Raw genomic sequence first — 21,179 nt, 5'->3', positions numbered from 1 at the left:
AGGCTCCTCGTCGCGCTCGGTTGGCTGTGTGGGTTCAGCCTGGGCGGTGGTCCGGTCCGTGAGCCTGTCGAAGGGATTCTGCGGTGGTGGTGGTTCCGGCAGGCTCAACTACGGGGAGGCAAGCTCCTCGTCCCGCTCGGATGGCCGGATGTGTGGCCCGGCGGGAGACCGGGCACACTAGGGCAGTGCGCAACGTCGTGATCCTCGGCAGCACCGGGTCCATCGGAACCCAGGCGCTGGATGTCATCTCCACCCGTCGTGACCGGTTCAACGTCGTCGGACTGGCGGCGGGCGGCTCCGACATCGAACTCCTCGCCCGGCAGGTCATCGAGTTCCGGCCGTCCCACGTCGCCGTGGCGCGGGGGACCGCCGTCGAAGACCTGCAACTGGCGCTGTACGCCGAGGCCCAGCGGCAGGGCTACGCCCACGGCGACCACACGCTGCCGCGACTGTGGGCCGGACCGCGAGCGGCCACCGAGCTCGCCGCGGTCGACTGCGACGTCGTCCTCAACGCCATCACCGGCTCCGCCGGGCTCGAGCCGACCCTCGCCACGCTGCGGGCCGGAACGACGCTCGCCCTGGCGAACAAGGAGTCGCTCGTCATCGGCGGCAGGCTCGTCACCGAGGCCGCCGCGCCGGGCCAGCTCGTGGCCGTCGACTCCGAGCACTCCGCGTTCGCACAGGCACTGCGCAGCGGGGCGCGTTCCGAGGTGAGGCGGCTCATCCTCACCGCCTCCGGCGGGCCGTTCCGCGGGCGGCGGCGAGACGAACTCGCCGAGGTCACCCCCGAGCAGGCGATGGCCCATCCGACGTGGGACATGGGCCGGGTGATCACGATCAACTCCTCCACGCTGGTCAACAAGGGGCTGGAGCTCATCGAGGCCGCCTTGCTGTACGACGTTCCGCTGGACGATGTGACGGTGGTCGTCCACCCGCAGTCGATGGTCCACTCCATGGTGGAGTTCCACGACGGCTCCACGATCGCCCAGTGCTCCCCGCCGGACATGCGGCTGCCCATCGCCCTCGGTCTCACCTGGCCCGACCGGATCGTCGACGCGGCGCGTCCCTGCGACTGGACGACCGCGTCGTCGTGGACCTTCGAACCGCTGGACGGCGACGCGTTCCCCGCCGTCGAACTCGCGCGCAGGGCGGGTCAGGCGTCGGGCACCGCACCCGCGGTGTTCAACGCCGCCAACGAGGAGTGCGTCGACGCCTTCTGCGCCGGCCGGATCGGTTTCCTGGACATCGTCGACACCGTGGCGGCGATCGTCACGGAGCACCTTTCGGAGCCCTCGGTAGACTCGGCCGAGGAAGCCCGCCACGTGGCGGACGCCGACCTGACGGTGGCCGCGGTTCTCGCCGCCGATGCATGGGCCCGGGAGCGGGCGCGGCAGTTGACAGCGGGAGGCTGAGCGATGGACCTGGCCGTGACGATCGTCTTCGGCATCCTCTTCTTCGCGCTCATCATGGCGTCCATCGCGCTGCACGAAGTGGGCCATATGGTCCCCGCCAAGCTGTTCGGCGTCCGGGTTCCCAAATACTTCGTCGGCTTCGGCCCGACCCTCTGGTCCACGAAGGTGGGCGACACGGAGTACGGCCTCAAGTGGTTCCCGCTGGGAGGTTTCGTCCGGCTGCTGGGCATGTACCCGCCGCGGGCGCCCAAGGCGGGGGAGCGGCGCGGTCGGGTGCTGCGCCTGGCCGACGACGCCCGCGCCTGGGAATGGCAGGAGATCACGCAGGCCGACGTCGACGGCGGGCGGTTGTTCTACCAGAAACGGACGTGGCAGAAGCTCATCATCATGGCCGGAGGGCCCATGATGAACGTCCTCCTCGCGTTTCTCCTGTTCCTCGGCGTGAACCTGTTCTACGGACAGTCACAGGCGCAGCTCGACGTCGCGTACGTGCAGACCTGCGTCGCGACCGACACGACCACCGAATGCCCCGCCGACCCGACCGCCGCCGAGGCATCCCCCGCGTATGCGTCGGGCATCAAGGTCGGCGACAAGATCGTCGCCTTCAACGGCCGTGAGGTGTCCTCGTGGGACGAGCTGTCCGAGCTCATCCGCGCGAACGGCGCCGGAGAGGCACGGCTGACCGTCGAGCGCGACGGGACGCGAACCGACCTCACCCCCGTGCACACCACCGTCACCGCCGTCGCCGACGAGTGGGATCCCGGCACGACGATCGAGGCCGGCTGGTTCGGTGTGAGCCCGCGGCAGGAACTCGTCAAGGGCGGGCCCGTCCAGACGATCGAGCAGATGTGGACGATGAGCGTCCAGTCCTTCGTCGCCCTCGTGCAGTTCCCGGTGAAGGTGTTCAACGTGGCCTGGGACATGGTCACGGGCCAGCCGCGGGACATCTACGGCCCGATCAGCATCGTCGGCGCCTCCGCGACGGCCGGTCAGGTGGTGTCGTCCGACCTGGGTGTGGGGCCGAAGGTCGCCCTGTTCGCCTCCCTGCTCGGGTCGGTCAACCTGTTCGTCGCCCTGTTCAACTTCGTCCCGCTCGTGCCGCTGGACGGCGGCCACATCGCGGGAGCCGTCTACGAGTGGCTCAAACGCCGTGGAGCGCGGCTGTTCCGCCGGACCGATCCCGGTCCCGTGGACACCGCTCGTATGCTTCCCGTCGCATATGTGGTCGGAGGCTTTATCCTCATATGCGGGATCGTCCTGATCGTCGCCGACATCATCAGCCCGATCAAGCTCTTGTGAGCCCCGGTCATCCACGAGGAAGGTCAGGAATGTCAGTCTCGCTCGGCATGCCCACGCTGCCGCCGCCCGTGCTCGCGCAGCGCCGTCCGACGCGGCGGATCACGGTCGGCAAGGTGGAGGTCGGGGGCGGTGCGCCGATCTCCGTCCAGTCGATGACGACGACGAAGACGACGGACATCAACGCGACCCTGCAGCAGATCGCGGAGCTCACGGCGACCGGCTGCGACATCGTCCGGGTCGCCGTACCGAGCCGCGACGACGCCGAGGCGCTGCCGATCATCGCGAAGAAGTCGCAGATCCCCCTCATCGCCGACATCCATTTCCAGCCCGCCTACGTGTTCGCCGCGATCGAGGCAGGCTGCGCGGGCGTCCGCGTGAACCCCGGCAACATCCGCAAGTTCGACGACCAGGTGAAGGCCATCGCGCAGGCGGCCAAGGACAGGGGAATCCCGATCCGGATCGGGGTCAACGCCGGGTCGCTCGATCCGCGCCTGCTGAAGAAGTACGGCGGCGCGACGCCCGAGGCCCTCGTCGAATCCGCGCTGTGGGAGGCGAGCCTGTTCGAGGAGCACGACTTCCGCGACGTCAAGATCTCGGTCAAACACCACGACCCCGTCGTGATGGTCGAGGCCTACCGGCAGCTCAGCGCGCAATGCGACTACCCGCTCCACCTCGGCGTGACCGAGGCCGGGCCGGCCTTCCAGGGAACCATCAAGTCGGCGGTGGCGTTCGGCGCGCTGCTGGCCGAGGGCATCGGCGACACGATCCGCGTGTCCCTGTCGGCGCCACCGGCCGAAGAGGTCAAAGTCGGCATCAAGATCCTCGAATCCCTCAATCTGCGGCCGCGGAAACTCGAGATCGTGTCGTGCCCGTCGTGCGGACGGGCGCAGGTCGACGTGTACACGCTGGCCGACCAGGTGACCGCCGGGCTGGAAGGGCTGACCGTGCCGCTCCGCGTCGCCGTCATGGGGTGCGTGGTCAACGGACCGGGGGAGGCGCGGGAGGCCGACCTGGGTGTGGCGTCGGGAAACGGCAAGGGCCAGATCTTCGTCCACGGCGAGGTGATCAAGACGGTGCCCGAGGCCGAGATCGTCGCGACGCTGCTCACCGAGGCGCGACGGCTCGCCGCCGACATGGACGTGGAGTCCGGCGCCCCGGTCGTCACGGTCGGGTGATCCGATGACCGTCCGGGTCCTCGGGAATGATGACCTCGGGGCCCTCGTCGACGTGGTCCTCACCAACCCCATCGAGAACCTCTTCATCGGCTCGCGCGTGAAGGCCGGCGGGCTCGATCCCTACACCCTCGGCTGCGAGGTCTGGGGATTCGAGCGCGACGGGAAGCTCGTCGCCCTCTGCCACAACGGGTCGAACCTCGTGCTCGCGAACGCCGACGCCGAGGCCGTCGAGGCGTTCGCGCAGCGGATCGGTCCGCGGTCCGCCACCGCCTCGATCATGGGCCCGGCCGAACCGACGCTGGCGTTGTGGCGACGGCTGTGCCAGTTGTGGCCCCGCGGCTGGAGCGCGTACCGCGAACTGCGTCCGGACCAGCCCCTGATGCTGCTGACCAACCCGTCGGACGTCCCGCCCGACCCGCGGGTTCGGGTGATCACCTTCGACGACTTCGACGCGTATTACGCCGCCGCCGTGGCGATGTACACCGAAGAGGTGGGCGTCTCCCCGACGTTCGGGGGTGGTGACTACCGGTTCTACGTCCAGCGACTCATCCGTGAGCGGATGGCGTTCGGCATCGTCGAAGACGGCAGGGTCATCTTCAAGGCCGACGTGGGGGCGTCCACGGGCCTGTTCGCCCAGATACAGGGCGTGTGGCTGGCCCCCAGCCATCGCGGCCGGGGGCTGTCGGCCCCGGCGATGACCGCGGTCGACCATCTGCTCACCGAACGGTTTCGCGCCGTCAGCCTGTACGTCAACAGCTTCAACGCCCCCGCCCGCGCGATGTACCGGCGCGTGGGCTACGTCGAGATCGGCACCTTCGCGACCGTCCTGTACTGACGCCCCGGACCGGCGATCCGCGGACACCCCGGACGGCCAGCGCCGATCGGGGAGGCGCGGCTGAGAGAATCGCCGGACGAGGGTCCGTGTCGCGATCGGCGTGGGGCCGTCGGCGAGAGGGGAATGCGGATGCGGCGATGGCTGGTGGCGGTGGTCGTGGCTTCGCTCGGCCTGACCGGGTGCGGTTCGGCGACAGTGGCGGCGACGCCGGAGCACAACTCCCCGACCTCGCTGTCCACCGCCTCCGCCACGCCGTCGACCAGCGCCGCCGCGAGCCCAGCCGCATCGGCGGGCGCGGCCCTCACCGTCGTCCTCACCGGGGAGCTGTTCTGGCAGGACCTGACCTGGGTCGCGGCCCAACTGGACGCGGAGGGGTCGGACTCCGCGTATGCCTTCGCGCCGATGCTGGACGGCGTGAAGAACCTCGTCTCCACGGCGTCCCTCGCGGTGTGCCACGAAGAGGTCCCGATCGCCGCCACCGGCTCGACCTACTCGGGCTTCCCGTCGTACGCCGTCCCGCCGGAGGTCGTGCCCGCGATCAAGGACACGGGCTTCGACCTGTGCACCGCGAACTCCGAACACACACTCGACAAGGGGATCGAGGGCGCGTCGACGACGCTGGCCCAGTTGCGGGACAAGGGGCTCGTGACCGTCGGCGCGTACCGGACGCAGCAGGAGTCCACGAAGCCGGTCATCGTCGAGGTGAACGGCGTGAAGATCGGGATCGTCGCCGGGACCGAGAACAGGGGCTCGACCAAGCTCGCAGCGGAGAAGTCCTGGGTCGTGGACCTGCTGAACGCCGACACGATGATCGCGAAGGCGAAGGCCGCCAGGGCCGCGGGCGCCCAGATCGTCATCGCCATGATGCATGCCGGCCAGGACGGCACGACAGCACCTACCGAGAAGCAGAAGGAGATCGCCGACAAGCTGACGAAGGCCTCCGAGATCGACCTCGTCTACGGCCACGGCGCGCACACCGTCCAGCCGATCACGAAGGTCAACGGGAAGTGGGTGCTGTACGGCCTGGGCAGCCTCGTCTCGCAGCCGCCGTCCGACCAGACCACCGCCTTCGAATCCGTCATCGCCCGCGCCACCTTCACCACGTCCGGGTCGGGGTACACGGTCTCCGAACTGACCTACTTCCCGACGACGACCAGCGTGTACTCGTCGGGCCACGCCATCCGCGTCCGCCTGACGTCGGACGCCATCAAGGCCGGCGGCGACACCTCCGCGCTGAAGGAGTCGCAAGAGCGGGTCCGAACCGCCGTGGGCTCGGCGCAGGGGCTCACGGAGGGCTGACGCGCTCTCGAGCATCCGGCCCCGTCGGCCGATGCTGATAATCCCATGAGGATCAGCCGTTCCTCCCCCTGCCGCCACAGGTGATCCATAGCCTGGGGCCACGTGCCGAGAAGGGATCTTGCATGCGTCGGCTGGCAGTCTCCGTGATCGCACTGGCACTGGTGGCAGGATGCGCGCGAGTGGTGCAGCCGCAGCCGGGAACTCCCTCGGACATCTCCTCGGCCACGACGAGCCCCACGGTCGTCTCGTCGTCCCCGGCAGCGACGCCGCCGGTCACGCCAACAGCCGCCGCGCGGGTCGTGACCACGGCGATGAGCGGGGACCTGCTGTGGCACGACACGCTGTGGAAGGGCCCGGCAGCCGACGCGGAGCGCAACCGCACCGGCACCGATTTCGACTTCGCCCCGCTGTTCGCCGGGATCCGACCGGTCGTCGCGGGTGCCGACTTCGCCGTCTGCCACGAAGAGGTCCCGTTCGCGAAGGAGGGCGGCCCCTACACGGGATATCCGAGTTTCGCGGCGCCGCCGCAGATCGCCCAGGGCGTCAGGGACGTCGGATGGGACGCCTGCACGACATCGTCCAACCACTCCCTCGACCAGGGATTCTCCGGTCTCGGCCGCACTCTCGCAGCGTTCGACGAGGCCGGCGTCCTGCACACGGGCACCTTCCGCTCGCAGGCCGAGCGGAACACGCCCATGATCTACACGACGACGAGCGGCGTTCGGATCGCCGTCGTCTCGGGAACCTACGACCTCAACGGCATCCCGCTCCCGGCCGGCAAGCCGTGGTCGGTCGCGATGTGGGACGTCGCCGACATGCTCGCCCGCGCGAAGCAGGCCCGGGAGGCGGGCGCCGACATCGTGCTGGCCGCGCTTCACGGCGGCGACGAGTACAGCTCGACGGAGAACGAGGAGCAGCGTGAGCGGGCCCGGGCGCTCACGGCCTCGCCCTACATCGATCTCGTGTACGGTCACCACGTCCACGTGGTGCAGCCGTGGACGAAGATGAACGGCAAGTGGGTCGTGTACGGCCTCGGCAACCTCATCGCCCAGCACAAGCGGGAGGTCGTGCGGGGCTATGAGGGCGTCGTGGCGCGGTTCACCTGGACCGAGCAGCCCGACGGCACCTTCACCGTCACCAAGGCCGAGTACATCCCGACGTACGTGAGCCACTGGACCCCTGAGACGTCGGCCCGGGTGTACGTCGTCTCGACCGCGCTGGCCCGCGGCCAGGACGACCGGCAACGACTGCTGGATGCCCAGCGGCGGACACGTGCCGTGGTCCGCGCGTACAACCCGCAGGGGCTCGCCGAGGGGTGACGACCGGGGTCAGGCCGGCCTGAGATCGCCGTCGGCGGCGACCCGCAGGGCCACGCCCGTCAAGGCGTCGGCATGGGCGTCGGAGGCGTTGAGGCAGGGGATGTAGCGCAGCCGGCCGCCGTGCTCCGCGTACTGCTCGCCGAGGCGGATCGCGATCTCCTCCAGCGTCTCCAGGCAGTCGACGGCGAAGCCGGGGCAGACGACATCGATGTCGGTGACGCCCTCGGCGGCGAGCCGGTCCACCTCGTCCGTCGTCGCGGGGAGGAGCCACTGCGCCGGGCCGAACTTCGACTGGTACGACATCGACCACTGGTCGTCGGCCAGCCCGAGCCCCGCGGCGATCGTCCGCGCGCTGGACTCGCAGCGCACGGGGTATGGGTCGCCGGCGTCGGCGACCTTCTGGGGGAGTCCGTGGAACGAGAACAGCAGGTGGCGGTGCTCGTCGTCCTGGCTGCGTGCCCGCCGGATGCTCTCGACGACGGCACTCAGCCACGCCTCGTCGTCGCTGTAGTCGTCGATCCGGGTCAGCGGGAGGCCGGCTCCGTGCGCGTCGAGCTGGTCGAAGATCGGCGCGGTCGTCGTCGTGGAGTACTGCGGGTACAGCGGCAGGACGACCACGCGCTGCGGCGGATCCTCTCGCAGGTCCCGCAGGATGTCCCGCAGCGCCGGCCGGCCGTACGTCATCGCGGGGATGACCGTCCAGTCGGGCATCCTCGCCGCGATCCGCTCGGCCAGCGCGGTCGTGTGCACCAGAAGCGGCGACCCCTCGTCGAGCCACACCTTCTGGTACAGAGCCGCCGACTTCGGGCCGCGGAACGGCAGCACGAATCCGTGCAGGATGGGTTTCCACAGCACGGCAGGCAGGTTCACGACCCGTCGATCGCCGAGGAACTCGGCGAGGTAGCGACGCACCTCGGGTGCGGCGGGCGCCTCGGGCGTTCCCAGATTGACGACGAGAAGGACGGAGTCCGCGGTCACGGGCATGGAGGCATTCTGCGGGGCCCGCGCGCGGAGGGCCAAATGCGCGGCGTGTTTCCCGACGCCCGGTCGGGAAACCCCGCGTCCGTTGGCGCCCGTTCCCGCGGTCCGGTCGTCGCGCGGTCCGGCAGCGGGGGTCGAGATCTCGCGCGGACAGCGGGGCCGCTAGGCTTTGCCTCGATTCGAGGAGGTCTTCGGGGTGGTTGCCAGGCTGTCAGAGTTGTTCGTCCGCACGCTGCGGGAGGATCCGGCCGACGCCGAGGTGCCGAGCCACCGCTGGCTCGTCCGCGCCGGGTACATCCGCCGGGCGGCGCCGGGGATCTACACGTGGCTCCCGCTCGGGCTGAAGGTTCTCGCGAAGGTCGAGCAGATCGTCCGCGAGGAGATGGACGCCATCGGCGCGCAGGAGGTGCGGTTCCCGGCGCTGCTGCCGCGTGAGCCCTACGAGGCGACGAACCGCTGGACCGAGTACGGCCCGAACCTGTTCCGCCTGACCGACCGCAAAGGCGGCGACTACCTGCTCGGGCCGACGCACGAGGAGATGTTCACGCTCCTGGTCAAGGATCTGTACTCGTCCTACAAGGATCTGCCGCTGGCGCTGTACCAGATCCAGACGAAATACCGTGACGAGGCGCGCCCCCGCGCGGGACTGCTGCGCGGCCGTGAGTTCATCATGAAGGACTCATACTCGTTCGACGTGGACGACGAGGGGCTGCAGGCGTCCTACGAGCGGCATCGTCAGGCGTATGTGAACGTGTTCGACCGGCTCGGCCTGGAGTACGTCATCGTCAGGGCGACATCGGGCGCGATGGGCGGCTCGGCGTCCGAGGAGTTCCTGGCGGTCGCGGCCAACGGCGAGGACACCTTCGTGCGTTCGCCCGGTGGGTACGCCGCGAACGTCGAGGCCGTCACCGTGCCGGTACCCGACCCGGTGGATGCGTCCGGGGCCGGTCCGGTGCGAACCGTGCCGACTCCCGACGCCGGGACGATCGACGACGTGGTCGCGTTGCTGAACCGGGACTTCCCGCGCGAGGACCGGCCGTGGGAGCGCGCCGACACGCTCAAGAACGTCGTGTTCCGGCTCGCTGACCCGTCGGGTGCGACGTCCGTCCTCATCGTCGCCGTGCCGGGCGACCGTGACGTCGATGTCAAGCGGCTCGAGGCGGCGGTGGCGCCGGCCGAGCCGGTGCCGTTCACGGAGGAGGACTTCGCCGCGACCCCGGCGCTCGTCCGGGGGTACATCGGACCTGCCGGGGCGAAGGCCGCCGGGGCGACGTACCTCGTCGATCCGCGCGTGGTCGCCGGCACGCGATGGGTGACCGGCGCCGACGCGGCGGAGGCGCACGTCCTCGACCTGGTCTGCGGCCGGGATTTCGTCCCCGACGGGGTGATCGACGTCGCCGAGGTGCGTCCTGGCGATCCCGCTCCCGACGGCAGTGGGCCTCTCACCCTCGCGCGCGGGATCGAGATGGGCCACATCTTCCAGCTCGGCCGCAAGTACGCCGAGGCGCTGGGGCTGAAGGTGCTCGACGCCAACGGCAAGCTGGTCACGGTCACGATGGGCTCCTACGGCATCGGTGTGTCGCGGGCCGTCGCGGCCGTCGCCGAGAGCTCGGCCGACGATCTCGGCCTGGCCTGGCCGAAGGCCCTCGCCCCCTATGACGTGCATATCGTCGTCGCCGGGAAGGACGGCGCGGTGGTGACCGCGGCCGAGGAACTGGCCGTCGGGCTGGAGGCGCAGGGTCTCGCCGTGCTGCTGGACGATCGCCGGGTCAGCCCCGGGGTGAAGTTCGCCGATGCCGAGTTGCTCGGGATGCCGACGTCCGTCGTCGTCGGAAAGGGTCTGTCCCGGGGTGTCGTGGAGGTGCGCGACCGGGCGTCGCGGGACTCGGTCGAGGTGCCCGCCGACGACGTTCTGTCGGTCGTCGTCGCCCGGGTGCGCGGGTAGGCGGCCGCGCCGAGCGCTCGCAAACCCCCAGGGCGGTGCGCCGAGCGCTCCCAAACCCGCGGAAATCGGGGAGAAACCGGCAGAAGCGGAGCGTTCGGCGGAGGGGGGCCGCGAGATCAGCGCGTCGGCCAGCCGGGCCACACCTGCAGTTTGCCCCCGAACGACGCGGCGCCCGCGGTGGCGGCCGCGAGGAGGTCGAGGGCGGCCGGGTGGGTCGAGTCGGCCGCCGCGACCCAGACGCCTGCCGTCGGCAGGAAGCGGGTCTCCAGATCGGCCACGAGCGTCGTGGCGGCCGCAGCGGACTCCGGCGCCGCGATGTCGTACGGAGCGCGCGATCCGGGCACGGGCGCGCCGAGCGAGCGGAGGGTCTCCGACAGGTCGTCGCGGTACTGCATCCAGGAGCTCTGCGCCGAGGAGATCTGTTCGTACGCCGCGTCGGATCCGCGCAGCGGGACGAGCGCCAGCTCGACTCCGAACACGAGCACGTGGAGCTGCGTGACGACGTCGGTGAGCGCGTCGGCCTCGCTGCCCACCACGGGCAGTGCGGGGACGAGGGCCGTCGAGCGGGTCGTCGTGCCGGGATGGTCGGCGACGGACTGCGCGAACCCGGCGAGGGACGCCCACAGCAGCGAGTCGGCGCCGCGCGTCCCCGCGGCGCGCCGCGCGTGACCGGACGCCGAGGCGGACAGCTCGCCGACGAAGGCCTGCCAGGTCGCTCCGGTCGACGGCGACGGCGATGCGCCGGGAGAGGGCGTCTCGTCGGTGACCGGTGTGCCGCGGATCACCGCGGCGCGTTGCGCGGCGAGCGCGGGGACCACCCAGGCCAGCAAGGCCGTCTGCGCCGACGTGAGCCGCTGCTCGGTCGCCGCCTGCACGCCACGAGCCAGGCCCTCCACGCGGCTGAGCGCGGTGACACCCTCGTCGCGGTAGGGGATGCCCGTGTCGGGGACGGCGGATCCGGTTCCGGGTGCGGCCGTCCGGCCCACGATGGTCGGGTCGAGAAGGGAACAGCCGGTCAGAGCCCCGATCCCCAGCAGCCCCGCCGCCGCCAGGAACGCCCTCCGACTCGTCACGGAGGGAGGCTAGCGCACCGCGCTATGATCGATGGATCGCCTGACAACTGCGGACACAATCGGATCGGGAGCTCCCATGAACGAGCAGTCGCTGCGCCGGATCCTCGAACCGATCCTGGCGTCCGCCGGTCTGGAACTCGAAGCGGTCGAAATCGTGTCCGCCGGGCGTCGATCCCTCGTCCGGGTGGTCGTCGACGGTGACGGCGCGAATGGCCGCGGGCCCACGCTGGACGAGATCGCCGAGGCGTCGAAGGCCTTGTCGGCGGCTCTGGACGATGCCCCCGAAGCAGGCTCGCGCCCCTACACGCTGGAGGTGAGCACGCGCGGGGTCGGGCGTCCCCTGACCCGTCCGGAGCACTGGCGGCGCAACGCCGGTCGCCTGGTGACGGTGCGGTTCTCCGACGAACGCGCGCCGGTGACGGCGCGGATCGCAGACACGACCGCGACGGGTGCGACCCTGACTCTCGATGCGCGCACGATCACGGTGGACTTCGCCGATGTGACGCGGGCGCTCATCCAGGTGGAGCTCAACCGGCCCGCCGCCTTCGACGACCAGGACCAGCCCGAGGAGGAGTGACATGGACATCGACATGAGCGCGCTCAGGGCTTTGGAGCGCGACAAAGAGATCCCGATGGAGGTCGTCATCGGGGCGCTCGAGGACGCCCTGCTGAACGCCTACCAGAAGTCCCCGGAGGCCGTGCCGGGGGCACGGGTCGAACTGAACCGGAAGTCGGGGACCTTCACGGTCTGGGTGCCCGAGCGCGATGAGGAGGGAAACGTCCTCGGCGAGTACGACGACACCCCCCACGGGTTCGGGCGGGTGGCCGCCGCCACGGCCCGGCAGGTGATCCTGCAGCGGCTTCGCGATGCCGAGGACGAGCAGAAGTACGGCCACTTCGTCGGCGCCGAGGGAGACATCATGCTCGGCGTCGTGCAGCAGGACCGCGACTCCCGTGTCGTCCGGGTCGATCTCGGCAGGATCGAGGCGATCATGCCGCCGGCCGAGCAGGTCACCGGCGAGGAATACACGCACGGCAAGCGGTTGCGCGTGTACGTGGTGTCCGCCCGCCGCGAGACCGGCGGGCCGAAGGTGGTCGTCTCGCGGACCCATCCCGGCCTCGTCCAGCGGCTGTTCCGCATGGAGGTGCCCGAGATCGAGCAGGGTGTCGTCGAGATCAAGGCCGTGGCGCGCGAGGCGGGCCACCGGTCCAAGATCGCCGTCACCTCGCACAACTCGGACGTGTCGGCCAAGGGCGCCTGCATCGGTCCTGTCGGCGGTCGGGTGCGAGCGGTGATGCACGAGTTGAACGAGGAGAAGATCGACATCGTCGACTGGTCGGACGATCCCGCCCGGTTCATCGCCCAGGCGCTGTCGCCGGCGAAGGTGTCGAAGGTGATCGTGACCGACCGCACGGCCAAGGAGGCCATCGCGGTCGTCCCCGACTACCAGTTGTCGCTGGCCATCGGGCGTGAGGGCCAGAACGCCCGCCTCGCCGCGCGCCTCACGGGGTGGAAGATCGACATCCGTCCCGACACGGCGCCCGACACTCCCACCGCCTGAACGACCGGCGCGGCATCGCCCACCACGCTGTGGGCGATGCCGTCGTGTCGTCACCCACGACGGCGGGGGCGACGACCGGGCTCCGGTCCGGCTGGATCCGGCGGGAGGACGCTCAGAGGCCGTCCGCGCCCCCGCGCGATCCGCGTGTGGGTCTCCCCAACCGGCGGGCCGGGCGGACTGTGCGTGAGCGTTCCTCCTGCTCGGACGTCGTCCAGTCAAGCCCGTCACCCTGGCAGGCCTGTATGCCCGTCCTGTCGGGGTTCTGTGGGGTCGGGCGGGCGGTGCCGACGCCGGCCTTCGCGCCCGATCGCCCTGCCGTCGGCCGACGGGTGCCGTAGGCTGACGGGCGTGGTTGTGACCCGCACCTGCATCGGGTGCCGCGCCCGCGACGAGAAGCCCCGACTGGTGCGGTTCGTCCTGTCCGCCGACGGCGTGCTCGTTCAGGATCCGGCGGCCGTGCTTCCGGGCAGGGGTGCGTATGTGCATCCGTCGGTCGCCTGCTGGCAGGCCGCGGTCAAGCGGCGAGCCTTCGCGCGCGCGCTGCGTCGGCCTGTCGCGGTGGGGGAGCCGCCGACCGGGTGGGGTGCGGATCCCGCTTAGGAGAAACACCGCCGGAGCACTATTGTTGTTCGTGCGACTCGCGCGAGTGGTGCGAGCCAGATCAGAAAGTGGGCAATCGCTCATGACGACTCGATGAGTACCGCGAAATGAGCATGCATTCCAACTAACTGGTCCGTGCCCGGCATGGACCAAAAGGAGAGTAGTGGCCAAGGTCCGTGTCTACGAGCTCGCGAAGGAGCTCGGACTGGAGAGCAAGGAACTTCTGAAGACCCTCAATGACATGGGGGAGTTCGTCCGGTCGGCCTCGTCGACGATCGAAGCCCCGGTCGTCCGTCGCCTGACGGAGAAGATCAAGGGTGGGAAGGCGCCGTCCGGCGCACCCGGATCCACGCGCCCGAGCGGTGCGCGCCCCGGAGGTGCGCGGCCCGGGCCGTCGCCCGCGTCCGTCCGCCCCCAACGTCCTGCCGCGAGCGCGCCGTCCGCGCCCGGCGTGGCTTCCGCCCCCGGCGCGGCGCCCGTGTCCGGGAGCACCCCCGCGCCGGCGGCACCCCGTCCCGCCGAATCGTCCCCGGTCGACAAGGGGACGGCGCCCGCCGCGCCCACCGGCAGAGGAGGCGGGGCGGCACCGCGCCCGGGGCCGTCCCCGCGCCCAGGGCCCCGTCCCGGCCCGCGCCCGACCTCGGGCGGCTCGGGCGGACTTCCGACGTCCTCCGGGCAGGGCCCGCGTCGCAATCCGTCCGGGACCCCGCGTCCGGGCAACAACCCGTTCTCGTCCAGCCAGGGAATGGGCGTGCGCCGGTCCCGGCCCGAGGGCGGTGCCTCCGGAGCGGGACAGCGGCAGGGCGGTGACCGTTCGGGTGGCTCGCGCTCGGGCATGCCGCGCCCCTCGCAGTTCGCGCAACGCGCGCCCGGCGGCGGCGCGGCAGGCATGCCGCGCCCGAATCCCGGCATGATGCCGAAGCAGGCCAACCCCGGTCTCGGTGCGCCGTCGCGCAATCGTCCCGGCGGCGGCCGGGGTCGTCCCGGCGGTGGCGGCGGCGGTGGCGGCGGTCCGGCCGGTCGCGGTCGTCCGGGCATGGGCGCGCCCATGGGTGGTGGCGGTCCGGCTCCCGCCGGCCGCGGTCGTGGTGGTCGTGGCGGCTCGGGCACGCAGGGGGCCTTCGGGCGTCCCGGCGGTCCGTCGCGCCGGGGTCGCAAGTCGAAGAAGCAGCGCAGGCAGGAATTCGACCAGATGGAGGCGCCGTCGATCGGTGGCGTGCGCGTCCGGCAGGGCGACGGCCAGAAGGTCCGGCTGCGCCGAGGCGCCTCCCTGACCGACCTTGCCGAGAAGATCGGCGTCGAGCCCGCGTCGCTCGTGCAGGTGCTGTTCCATCTCGGCGAGATGGTGACCGCGACGCAGTCGCTGTCCGACGACACCTTGCAGGTGCTGGGTGCGGAGTTGAACTACGACATCGAGGTGGTCTCGCCCGAGGACGAGGACCGCGAACTGCTCGAGTCGTTCGACATCGAGTTCGGTGCCGACGCGGGCGGCGACGACGATCTCGTGAAGCGTCCGCCCGTCGTGACCGTCATGGGCCACGTCGACCACGGCAAGACGAAGCTCCTGGACGCCCTGCGGCACACCAACGTCGTCGCGGGCGAGGCAGGCGGAATCACGCAGAAGATCGGTGCGTACCAGGTGCACACCGAGGTCGACGGCGAGGAACGCACGATCACCTTCATCGACACCCCCGGCCACGAGGCGTTCACCGCCATGCGTGCCCGCGGTGCGAAGTCGACCGACATCGCGGTGCTCGTGGTGGCGGCCGATGACGGTGTGATGCCGCAGACGATCGAGGCGCTGAACCACGCGCAGGCGGCCGACGTCCCGATCGTGGTGGCCGTGAACAAGATCGACAAGCCGGGCGCCGACCCGACCAAGGTGCGCGGGCAGCTCAGCGAATACGGGCTCGTCCCCGAGGAGTACGGCGGCGACACCATGTTCGTCGACGTGTCCGCGGTCACGAAGGACGGCCTGCCCGACCTGATGGAGGCGATCATCCTGACCGCCGACGCGACGCTCGACCTGCGCGCGAACCCCGACATGCCCGCCCAGGGGATCGCGATCGAAGCGCATCTCGACAAGGGCCGCGGTCCGGTCGCGACCGTCCTGGTGCATCGCGGGACGCTGCGCATCGGCGACTCGATCGTCGCAGGGTCGGCTCACGGCCGCGTCCGCGCGATGATCGCCGATGCCGGGGAGAACATCGACGAGGCGATGCCGTCGATGCCGGTCCAGGTGCTCGGCCTCACCTCTGTGCCCAGCGCCGGCGACAACTTCCTTGTCGTCGAGGACGACCGCATGGCCCGGCAGATCGCCGAACGCCGTGAGGCGCGTCTGCGTGCGGCCGCGTTGGCCAAGGCCACCCGCCGCAGGACGCTCGACCAGTTGTTCGAGCAGTTGGAGAAGGGCGAGACGCAGGAGTTGCGCCTCATCCTGAAGGGCGACAGCGCCGGCTCGGTCGAGGCATTGGAGGACTCGCTGCTGCAGATCGACGTGGGCGACGAGGTCTCCCTGCGCGTCATCGACCGGGGCGTCGGCGCGATCACCGAGACCAACGTCTCGCTGGCCGCCGCCTCCGACGCGGTGATCATCGGCTTCAACGTCCGCCCGCAGGGCAAGGCGACGGAGATGGCCGACCGCGAGGGCGTCGACATCCGGTACTACTCGGTCATCTACGCCGCCATCGATGAGGTCGAGGCCGCGCTCAAGGGCATGCTCAAGCCCATCTACGAGGAGCGCGTCACCGGCCACGCCGAGATCCGGGAGATCTTCCGGTCGTCGAAGGTCGGCACGATCGCCGGCTGCATGGTCCTCGACGGGACGATGCGCCGCCACGCCAGCACCCGTCTCGTGCGAGACGGCGTCGTCGTGGTCGAGACCGAGATCAACTCGCTGCGCCGCGAGAAGGACGACGCCACCGAGGTCCGGGAGGGGTACGAGTGCGGTATCACGCTCAAGAACTTCCAGGACATCAAGATCGGCGACGTCATCGAGACGCACGAGCTGGTCGAGAAGCCGCGTAACTGAGAATCCGTCCGGGCCGGCGCTGCGGTGCCGGCCCGGCGGCGTTTCCTCGAAAGGTCCTGCCATGTCCAATCCCCGCATCGCGAAGGTGGCCGAGCAGATCCGCGCCGTCGTCGCCCAGATGCTCGAACGCCGCGTCAAGGATCCCCGGCTGGGTTTCGTGACGGTCACGGAGGTCCGTGTCACCGGCGACGCCCGGGAGGCCACGGTCTTCTACACCACCATGGGAACCGAGGCCGAACGTGCCGAGACGGCGTTCGCCCTGGAGTCGGCCAAAGGAATGATCCGATCGCAGGTCGGCAGACACCTGGGGATGAAGTTCACTCCGAGCCTCGCGTTCGTCCTCGACGCCGTGCCCGAATCGGCCGCGCAGATCGAGGGGCTGCTCGCCACGGCGCGATCGGGTGACGCCGAGATCGCCGCCCGTGCGGCCGAGGCCACCTATGCCGGCGACGCCGATCCGTACAAGAAGCCTCGCGACGACGATGAGTGACGCTCCCGCCGCGGGGATCGTCATCGTCGACAAGCCCTCGGGGTGGACATCCCATCAGGTCGTCGGCCGGATGCGACGCCTGGCCGGGACGCGCAAGGTCGGCCACGCGGGCACGCTCGACCCGATGGCGACCGGCGTGCTGGTCGTCGGGCTGAACCGCGCGACGCGGCTGCTCGGCCACCTCGCCGGGCACGACAAGACCTACGAGGCGACGATCCGACTCGGCCAGGCGACCTTCACCGACGACGCCGAGGGCGAGGTGATCTCCGAGACGCCCGCTCCGGAGGTCGACCGCGACCTGCTGAACCGCGAGGTCGCCACTCTGACCGGCGACATCCTGCAGACCCCGTCGACCGTGTCGGCCATCAAGGTCGACGGCCAGCGGGCCTATGCCAGGGCGCGGCGCGGCGAGACCGTGGAACTCGCTGCGCGCCCCGTCACCGTCACGTCCTTCCGCGTCGTCGACATCCGCTCCGCGCGGACGCGCACCGTCCCGGTGACCGATGTCGACGTCGTCGTGGACTGTTCTACCGGGACGTACATCCGCTCCCTGGCGCGTGACCTGGGCCAGGCCCTCGGCGTCGGCGGGCACCTGACCGCGCTGCGACGCACCCGCGTGGGGCCGTTCGGGGTGAGCGAGGCACTGCCCCCGGGCGAGCTCGACGCCCCGACCGGCCCGCTGCCGGTGCTGTCCCCCGGTGAGGCCGCCGCACGCGCGTTTCCGACCTTGGCGCTGTCCGCCTCCGAGGCGGCCGCCGTCCGGCACGGGCGTCCGCTGCCGCTGCCGGTGGAGACCCTGACGGCCCTGCTGTTCGAGGGGGAGCTGTACGCGCTGTACGAACCGGGGGAGCGCGGCAGCGCGCTCCCTGCGGCCGTCTTCGTGTCGTGACGGCACCGGGCCGGGGGCCGACGCCCGGACCGGCCTGCCGTGCCCGCTTCGCGGTTCTGGAGGACACGCGGGCAGGTTGTAGGCTGGCCGAGGCCAAACCGTGATGTGTCGAAAGGACGCCGTGCGCTCTTCAGTCGTGGCGATAGGGAACTTCGACGGCGTGCATCTCGGTCACCGGGAGGTGCTCGCCGAGGCGCGACGTCACTGCCCCGACGCTCCGCTGATCGTCGTCACCTTCTGGCCGCACCCGCGTTCGGTGCTGAAGCCCGGCGAGGGGCCGATGCTGCTGACGCGACTGGAGGAGCGCATCGAGCTGCTGCAGGATGCCGGAGCCGACCGGGTGGAGGTGATCCGGTTCACGCCCGAACTGGCCTCCTGGAGTCCCGAGCAGTTCGTGGCCGAGTGTCTCCTGCCCCTGAATCCCCGCTGCGTCGTGGTGGGGGAGAACTTCCGTTTCGGCCACAGGGCGGCGGGTAACGTCGAGACGCTGCGCGAGCTCGGGGCCGGCGTCTTCGAGGTCCTGGCGCTTCGGCTGGTCCGCTACGGCGACGAGGACACGTGCTCGTCGCGGATCCGGGAGGCGCTGCTGTCCGGCGACGTCGAGCATGCGGCCGAGCACCTGGGTCGGCTCTTCCGGTTCGCCGGGGTCGTGACGGTCGGGGACAAGCGCGGCCGCGGCCTCGGGTTCCCCACCGCGAACCTGCCCGTGCCCAGGCATCTGGCGTGCCCGGCCGACGGGGTCTACGCGGGCTGGGTGACGAGGCTGGACGGCCGGGACGGGGTCGGCGTGCCGCTGCCCGACGGGCATCCCGACGAGGTGTGGCCGGCGGCCATCTCGGTCGGGTCCAACCCGACGTTCGACGGGGTCCAGCGGCGGGTCGAGTCGTATGTCCTGGACCGGGACGATCTCGCGCTGTACGACGTCCCGATCGCGGTCGACTTCGTCGCGCGTATCCGTGGTCAGGTGAAGTTCGCCGATGTCGACGAACTCATCGAGACGATGAACTCCGATGTGGATCGGGTGCGCTCGCGTCTTGCGGAACCCGCCGCGTACGCCTGACTCCTGGCGCTGACGATGCCGTCGTGCGACGTCGGCGCTCCGGACGCGGGATGATCCGCGGCCGACGCTCCTAGCGCTGCATGAGCAACGACTTGCGGTAGATCGCGTCCATCTGCTTGCGATTATGGGACTCGCCGGCACCGTCGACCCACACGTAGACGGCTTCGCGATGATGCCCGGTGGGGGAGTACCCGAGATCGAGGTACAGCGGGATCGCCGAGTAGTTGTCGGGGTCCACGCCGAGGAAGACCTCCTCGTAGCCCCGCTGTCCCGCGTGCTCCTCCAGGAACTCGGTCAGGGCCCGGCCTGCGCCCAGGCGGCGATGCTCGGGGTAGACCCACAGGTTCTTCAGCTCGGGCACGAGCGGTCCGGGACGCAGGTCCAGCACGCCGGTGCCGGCGAGCTCGTCGGAGATGAAGGCGACCGCGTACAGATACGACCCCTCCTGCTGCAACTGGAAGTGCTTGTCGGCGAACCGCGCGCTCGAATGAGGCTCACGCAGGCGCAGCGCCTCGAGGTCGGACTCGTCGCACAGCCTCACGAACGTCTGACTTCTCGTCGTCATGCGTCCCCTTCCTCTCGGTAAGGTCCCGGTTTCCGATCCTACGTCGCTTCACCCTCACACTAATGGGTGCCACCCAACAGGAGCGAAGGACCGCCATCCGGCCACGTGGACAGGGCATGGCCGCGCCGGGGCGGGGCCTCGCATCCGGCGCCCGGCGCCGTGGAGCCCCCTGCGCCGACGCACCGGTCCACGCATGTCCCCGACGATGGTTGCGCTCTAAAACAGGACAGTGTACTTTTTCTGCAATCCCGTGCGTTGTACGGGAACTGGCCCACAGCGATGTGACGGCAAGCCTGCAGTGGTGCAGGAGAGAGTGAGGATCAGCCTCTTGGCCACCTCGACGAAGAGCGCGCCGGCGGGGGACGTGCCCTACCTGACGCCGGACGGCTACCTGGACGGTTCGTACGAAGGGTCCGTCAAGATCCGCAAACCCCTCGGGAGGCTGCTGGCCTGGTACGTCCCGACCAACATCACGGTCTTCCTTCTCTGGGGTGCCACGACGGGCATCCTCCTGGCCACCCAGGTCTCCGCGATCGACCCGGCCAACAAACAGGCCAGTCTCGCCGTCGTCACCTCGTTCGGCGCCTTCGCCGCGATGATCGCCCAGCCCCTGGCCGGCGTGATCTCCGACCGCACCCGCAGCAGGTTCGGTCGCAGGGCCCCCATCATGGTCTTCGCGGCCCTCATCGGCGGCCTGGCCCTCGTCTCCCTCGGCGCCGCCAACACGATCGTGACGATGGCGCTGTGCTGGGTCGCCGTCCAGATCTCGTACAACTTCGTGCAGGGGCCGCTGAGCGCCGTCATGCCCGACCGCGTGCCCAAGGCGGTCCGTGGACTCTTCTCCTCCGGCATGGGCCTGGCCACGATGGGCGGAATGATCGCGGGCCAGATCTACGGCACCCGGTTCGCCGGAAACGTCTCTGCCGGGTACATCGTGCTCGGCGTCCTCGTCTTCGTCCTGACCGTCCTGTTCGTGCTGTTCAACCCCGATCGGCCCAGCACCGACGTCCGCCGGGAGCCCTTCAGCATCGTCGCGTTCCTCAAGACCTTCTGGGTGAGCCCCACGAAGCACCCGGACTTCTTCTTCGCCTTCGCCGGCCGGTTCCTCCTCGGCCTCGGCTTCACGATCATGAGCGTCTACCAGCTCTACATCCTCCAGGACTACATCGGCCTCGGCGACGGGGCGCTGGAGGTCGTCCCGCTGATCGCCCTGGTCCAGTTGGCGAGCCTGCTCGTCACCGTGACCGTCTCCGGCCCGATCTCCGACAGGATCGGACGGCGGAAGATCTTCGTCCTCATCGCCTCGGTCGTCCTCGGTGCGTCCCTGATCATCCCCGTGATCTCCCCGACCCTGACCGCGGTGATCGTGATGGCCGTCATCGGCGGGCTCGGCTACGGGTGCTTCCAGGCCGTCGACACAGCACTGATCTCCGAGGTGCTTCCGTCCAAGGAGGGCTACGGCAAGGACCTCGGCGTGATCAACATCGCCGCGACCCTGCCCCAGGCTCTCGCCCCGGCGCTCGCCGGAGCCGTGTACCTCGGATTCGGTGAGAGCTACGCGGCCGTGTACATCGTCGCGGCGGTGATCGCGGTCGCGTCGGCCTTCTTCGTCATCCCGATCAAGGGGGTCCGGTGACGGACTCC

At 70.3% G+C, this 21,179-nt stretch carries 18 protein-coding genes; 15 read left to right on the top strand and 3 right to left on the bottom strand.

Annotated features, from left to right (window positions below):
• The first annotated feature begins 185 nt into the window (after window positions 1-185).
• The 6 genes from dxr (at window position 186) to G555_RS20305 (ending at window position 7,339) form a co-directional block, all read left to right on the top strand.
• Window positions 186-1,412, top strand: coding sequence for a 1-deoxy-D-xylulose-5-phosphate reductoisomerase (dxr, locus tag G555_RS0114785; RefSeq protein ID WP_028709470.1), 1,227 nt, complete (start codon window positions 186-188; stop codon window positions 1,410-1,412).
• A gap of 3 nt (window positions 1,413-1,415) precedes the next feature.
• Window positions 1,416-2,711: a M50 family metallopeptidase gene (locus G555_RS0114780; RefSeq protein ID WP_028709469.1), complete on the top strand. Its 1,296-nt coding sequence runs from the start codon at window positions 1,416-1,418 to the stop codon at window positions 2,709-2,711.
• Between the two features lie 29 nt (window positions 2,712-2,740).
• Window positions 2,741-3,886 (top strand): flavodoxin-dependent (E)-4-hydroxy-3-methylbut-2-enyl-diphosphate synthase, encoded by a 1,146-nt coding sequence (ispG, locus tag G555_RS0114775; RefSeq protein WP_028709468.1) that lies wholly within the window; start codon window positions 2,741-2,743, stop codon window positions 3,884-3,886.
• A 4-nt stretch (window positions 3,887-3,890) separates the two neighbouring features.
• On the top strand, window positions 3,891-4,721 hold the full coding sequence (locus G555_RS0114770; RefSeq protein ID WP_028709467.1) for a GNAT family N-acetyltransferase: 831 nt from the start codon (window positions 3,891-3,893) through the stop codon (window positions 4,719-4,721).
• A 129-nt stretch (window positions 4,722-4,850) separates the two neighbouring features.
• On the top strand, window positions 4,851-6,020 hold the full coding sequence (locus tag G555_RS20310) for a CapA family protein (RefSeq protein ID WP_051209335.1): 1,170 nt from the start codon (window positions 4,851-4,853) through the stop codon (window positions 6,018-6,020).
• Window positions 6,021-6,142: 122 nt separating this feature from the next.
• Window positions 6,143-7,339, top strand: a complete 1,197-nt coding sequence (locus G555_RS20305; protein ID WP_051209334.1) for a CapA family protein — start codon at window positions 6,143-6,145, stop codon at window positions 7,337-7,339.
• A gap of 9 nt (window positions 7,340-7,348) precedes the next feature.
• On the opposite strand, the gene hemH is transcribed toward G555_RS20305, so the two are convergent.
• A complete protein-coding gene (gene hemH / locus G555_RS0114755) occupies window positions 7,349-8,323 on the bottom strand; it encodes a ferrochelatase (protein WP_028709466.1) in 975 nt (324 codons plus the stop codon).
• A gap of 193 nt (window positions 8,324-8,516) precedes the next feature.
• Between hemH and G555_RS0114750 the strand changes: the two genes are divergently transcribed.
• A complete protein-coding gene (locus G555_RS0114750) occupies window positions 8,517-10,265 on the top strand; it encodes a proline--tRNA ligase (RefSeq protein ID WP_028709465.1) in 1,749 nt (582 codons plus the stop codon).
• 116 nt (window positions 10,266-10,381) lie between these two features.
• Here G555_RS0114750 and G555_RS0114745 read toward each other — a convergent pair whose 3' ends face one another.
• Complete coding sequence (locus tag G555_RS0114745) at window positions 10,382-11,338, bottom strand: DUF4439 domain-containing protein (protein ID WP_028709464.1); 957 nt, start codon at window positions 11,336-11,338, stop codon at window positions 10,382-10,384.
• Window positions 11,339-11,414: 76 nt separating this feature from the next.
• Between G555_RS0114745 and rimP the strand changes: the two genes are divergently transcribed.
• The 7 genes from rimP (at window position 11,415) to G555_RS0114710 (ending at window position 18,970) form a co-directional block, all read left to right on the top strand.
• On the top strand, window positions 11,415-11,915 hold the full coding sequence (gene rimP, locus G555_RS0114740; protein ID WP_028709463.1) for a ribosome maturation factor RimP: 501 nt from the start codon (window positions 11,415-11,417) through the stop codon (window positions 11,913-11,915).
• Window position 11,916: 1 nt separating this feature from the next.
• Window positions 11,917-12,900, top strand: coding sequence for a transcription termination factor NusA (gene nusA, locus G555_RS0114735; RefSeq protein WP_028709462.1), 984 nt, complete (start codon window positions 11,917-11,919; stop codon window positions 12,898-12,900).
• Between the two features lie 348 nt (window positions 12,901-13,248).
• Window positions 13,249-13,500, top strand: a complete 252-nt coding sequence (locus tag G555_RS23140; protein ID WP_245581291.1) for a YlxR family protein — start codon at window positions 13,249-13,251, stop codon at window positions 13,498-13,500.
• A 163-nt stretch (window positions 13,501-13,663) separates the two neighbouring features.
• Window positions 13,664-16,531: a translation initiation factor IF-2 gene (gene infB, locus G555_RS0114725; protein WP_028709460.1), complete on the top strand. Its 2,868-nt coding sequence runs from the start codon at window positions 13,664-13,666 to the stop codon at window positions 16,529-16,531.
• A gap of 61 nt (window positions 16,532-16,592) precedes the next feature.
• A complete protein-coding gene (gene rbfA, locus G555_RS0114720) occupies window positions 16,593-17,021 on the top strand; it encodes a 30S ribosome-binding factor RbfA (protein WP_028709459.1) in 429 nt (142 codons plus the stop codon).
• Window positions 17,014-17,910 (top strand): tRNA pseudouridine(55) synthase TruB, encoded by an 897-nt coding sequence (truB, locus tag G555_RS0114715; protein ID WP_028709458.1) that lies wholly within the window; start codon window positions 17,014-17,016, stop codon window positions 17,908-17,910. The genes rbfA and truB overlap by 8 nt, the downstream gene beginning before the upstream one ends.
• A gap of 103 nt (window positions 17,911-18,013) precedes the next feature.
• Window positions 18,014-18,970: a bifunctional riboflavin kinase/FAD synthetase gene (locus G555_RS0114710; RefSeq protein ID WP_036923183.1), complete on the top strand. Its 957-nt coding sequence runs from the start codon at window positions 18,014-18,016 to the stop codon at window positions 18,968-18,970.
• A gap of 70 nt (window positions 18,971-19,040) precedes the next feature.
• Here the strand turns inward: G555_RS0114710 and G555_RS21470 are convergent, their stop codons facing one another.
• Window positions 19,041-19,535, bottom strand: a complete 495-nt coding sequence (locus G555_RS21470; RefSeq protein ID WP_051209331.1) for a GNAT family N-acetyltransferase — start codon at window positions 19,533-19,535, stop codon at window positions 19,041-19,043.
• A gap of 328 nt (window positions 19,536-19,863) precedes the next feature.
• On the opposite strand from G555_RS21470, the gene G555_RS20295 reads away from it, so the two are divergent.
• Window positions 19,864-21,171 carry an MFS transporter gene (locus tag G555_RS20295; RefSeq protein WP_036923372.1) on the top strand — a complete coding sequence of 436 codons (1,308 nt, stop codon included), beginning with the start codon at window positions 19,864-19,866 and terminating at the stop codon, window positions 21,169-21,171.
• Window positions 21,172-21,179: the final 8 nt, after the last annotated feature.

Origin of the sequence: Propionicicella superfundia DSM 22317 (assembly GCF_000423465.1) — a bacterium.
GTDB lineage: Bacteria > Actinomycetota > Actinomycetes > Propionibacteriales > Propionibacteriaceae > Propionicicella > Propionicicella superfundia.
Note: the sequence above shows the minus strand (reverse complement) of the source record. Positions and strands in the feature narration are given on the sequence as shown.

What these genes read in the sequence shown, in the direction of transcription:
- G555_RS20305 (WP_051209334.1), top strand. Translation starts at nt 6,143, where the DNA reads ATGCGTCGGCTGGCAGTCTCCGTGATCGCACTGGCACTGGTGGCAGGA.
- rimP (WP_028709463.1), top strand. Translation starts at nt 11,415, where the DNA reads ATGAACGAGCAGTCGCTGCGCCGGATCCTCGAACCGATCCTGGCGTCC.
- nusA (WP_028709462.1), top strand. Translation starts at nt 11,917, where the DNA reads ATGGACATCGACATGAGCGCGCTCAGGGCTTTGGAGCGCGACAAAGAG.
- G555_RS20310 (WP_051209335.1), top strand. Translation starts at nt 4,851, where the DNA reads ATGCGGCGATGGCTGGTGGCGGTGGTCGTGGCTTCGCTCGGCCTGACC.
- rbfA (WP_028709459.1), top strand. Translation starts at nt 16,593, where the DNA reads ATGTCCAATCCCCGCATCGCGAAGGTGGCCGAGCAGATCCGCGCCGTC.
- ispG (WP_028709468.1), top strand. Translation starts at nt 2,741, where the DNA reads ATGTCAGTCTCGCTCGGCATGCCCACGCTGCCGCCGCCCGTGCTCGCG.
- G555_RS21470 (WP_051209331.1), bottom strand. Translation starts at nt 19,535, where the DNA reads ATGACGACGAGAAGTCAGACGTTCGTGAGGCTGTGCGACGAGTCCGAC.
- G555_RS0114770 (WP_028709467.1), top strand. Translation starts at nt 3,891, where the DNA reads ATGACCGTCCGGGTCCTCGGGAATGATGACCTCGGGGCCCTCGTCGAC.
- G555_RS0114780 (WP_028709469.1), top strand. Translation starts at nt 1,416, where the DNA reads ATGGACCTGGCCGTGACGATCGTCTTCGGCATCCTCTTCTTCGCGCTC.
- hemH (WP_028709466.1), bottom strand. Translation starts at nt 8,323, where the DNA reads ATGCCCGTGACCGCGGACTCCGTCCTTCTCGTCGTCAATCTGGGAACG.
- G555_RS0114710 (WP_036923183.1), top strand. Translation starts at nt 18,014, where the DNA reads ATGTGTCGAAAGGACGCCGTGCGCTCTTCAGTCGTGGCGATAGGGAAC.
- truB (WP_028709458.1), top strand. Translation starts at nt 17,014, where the DNA reads ATGAGTGACGCTCCCGCCGCGGGGATCGTCATCGTCGACAAGCCCTCG.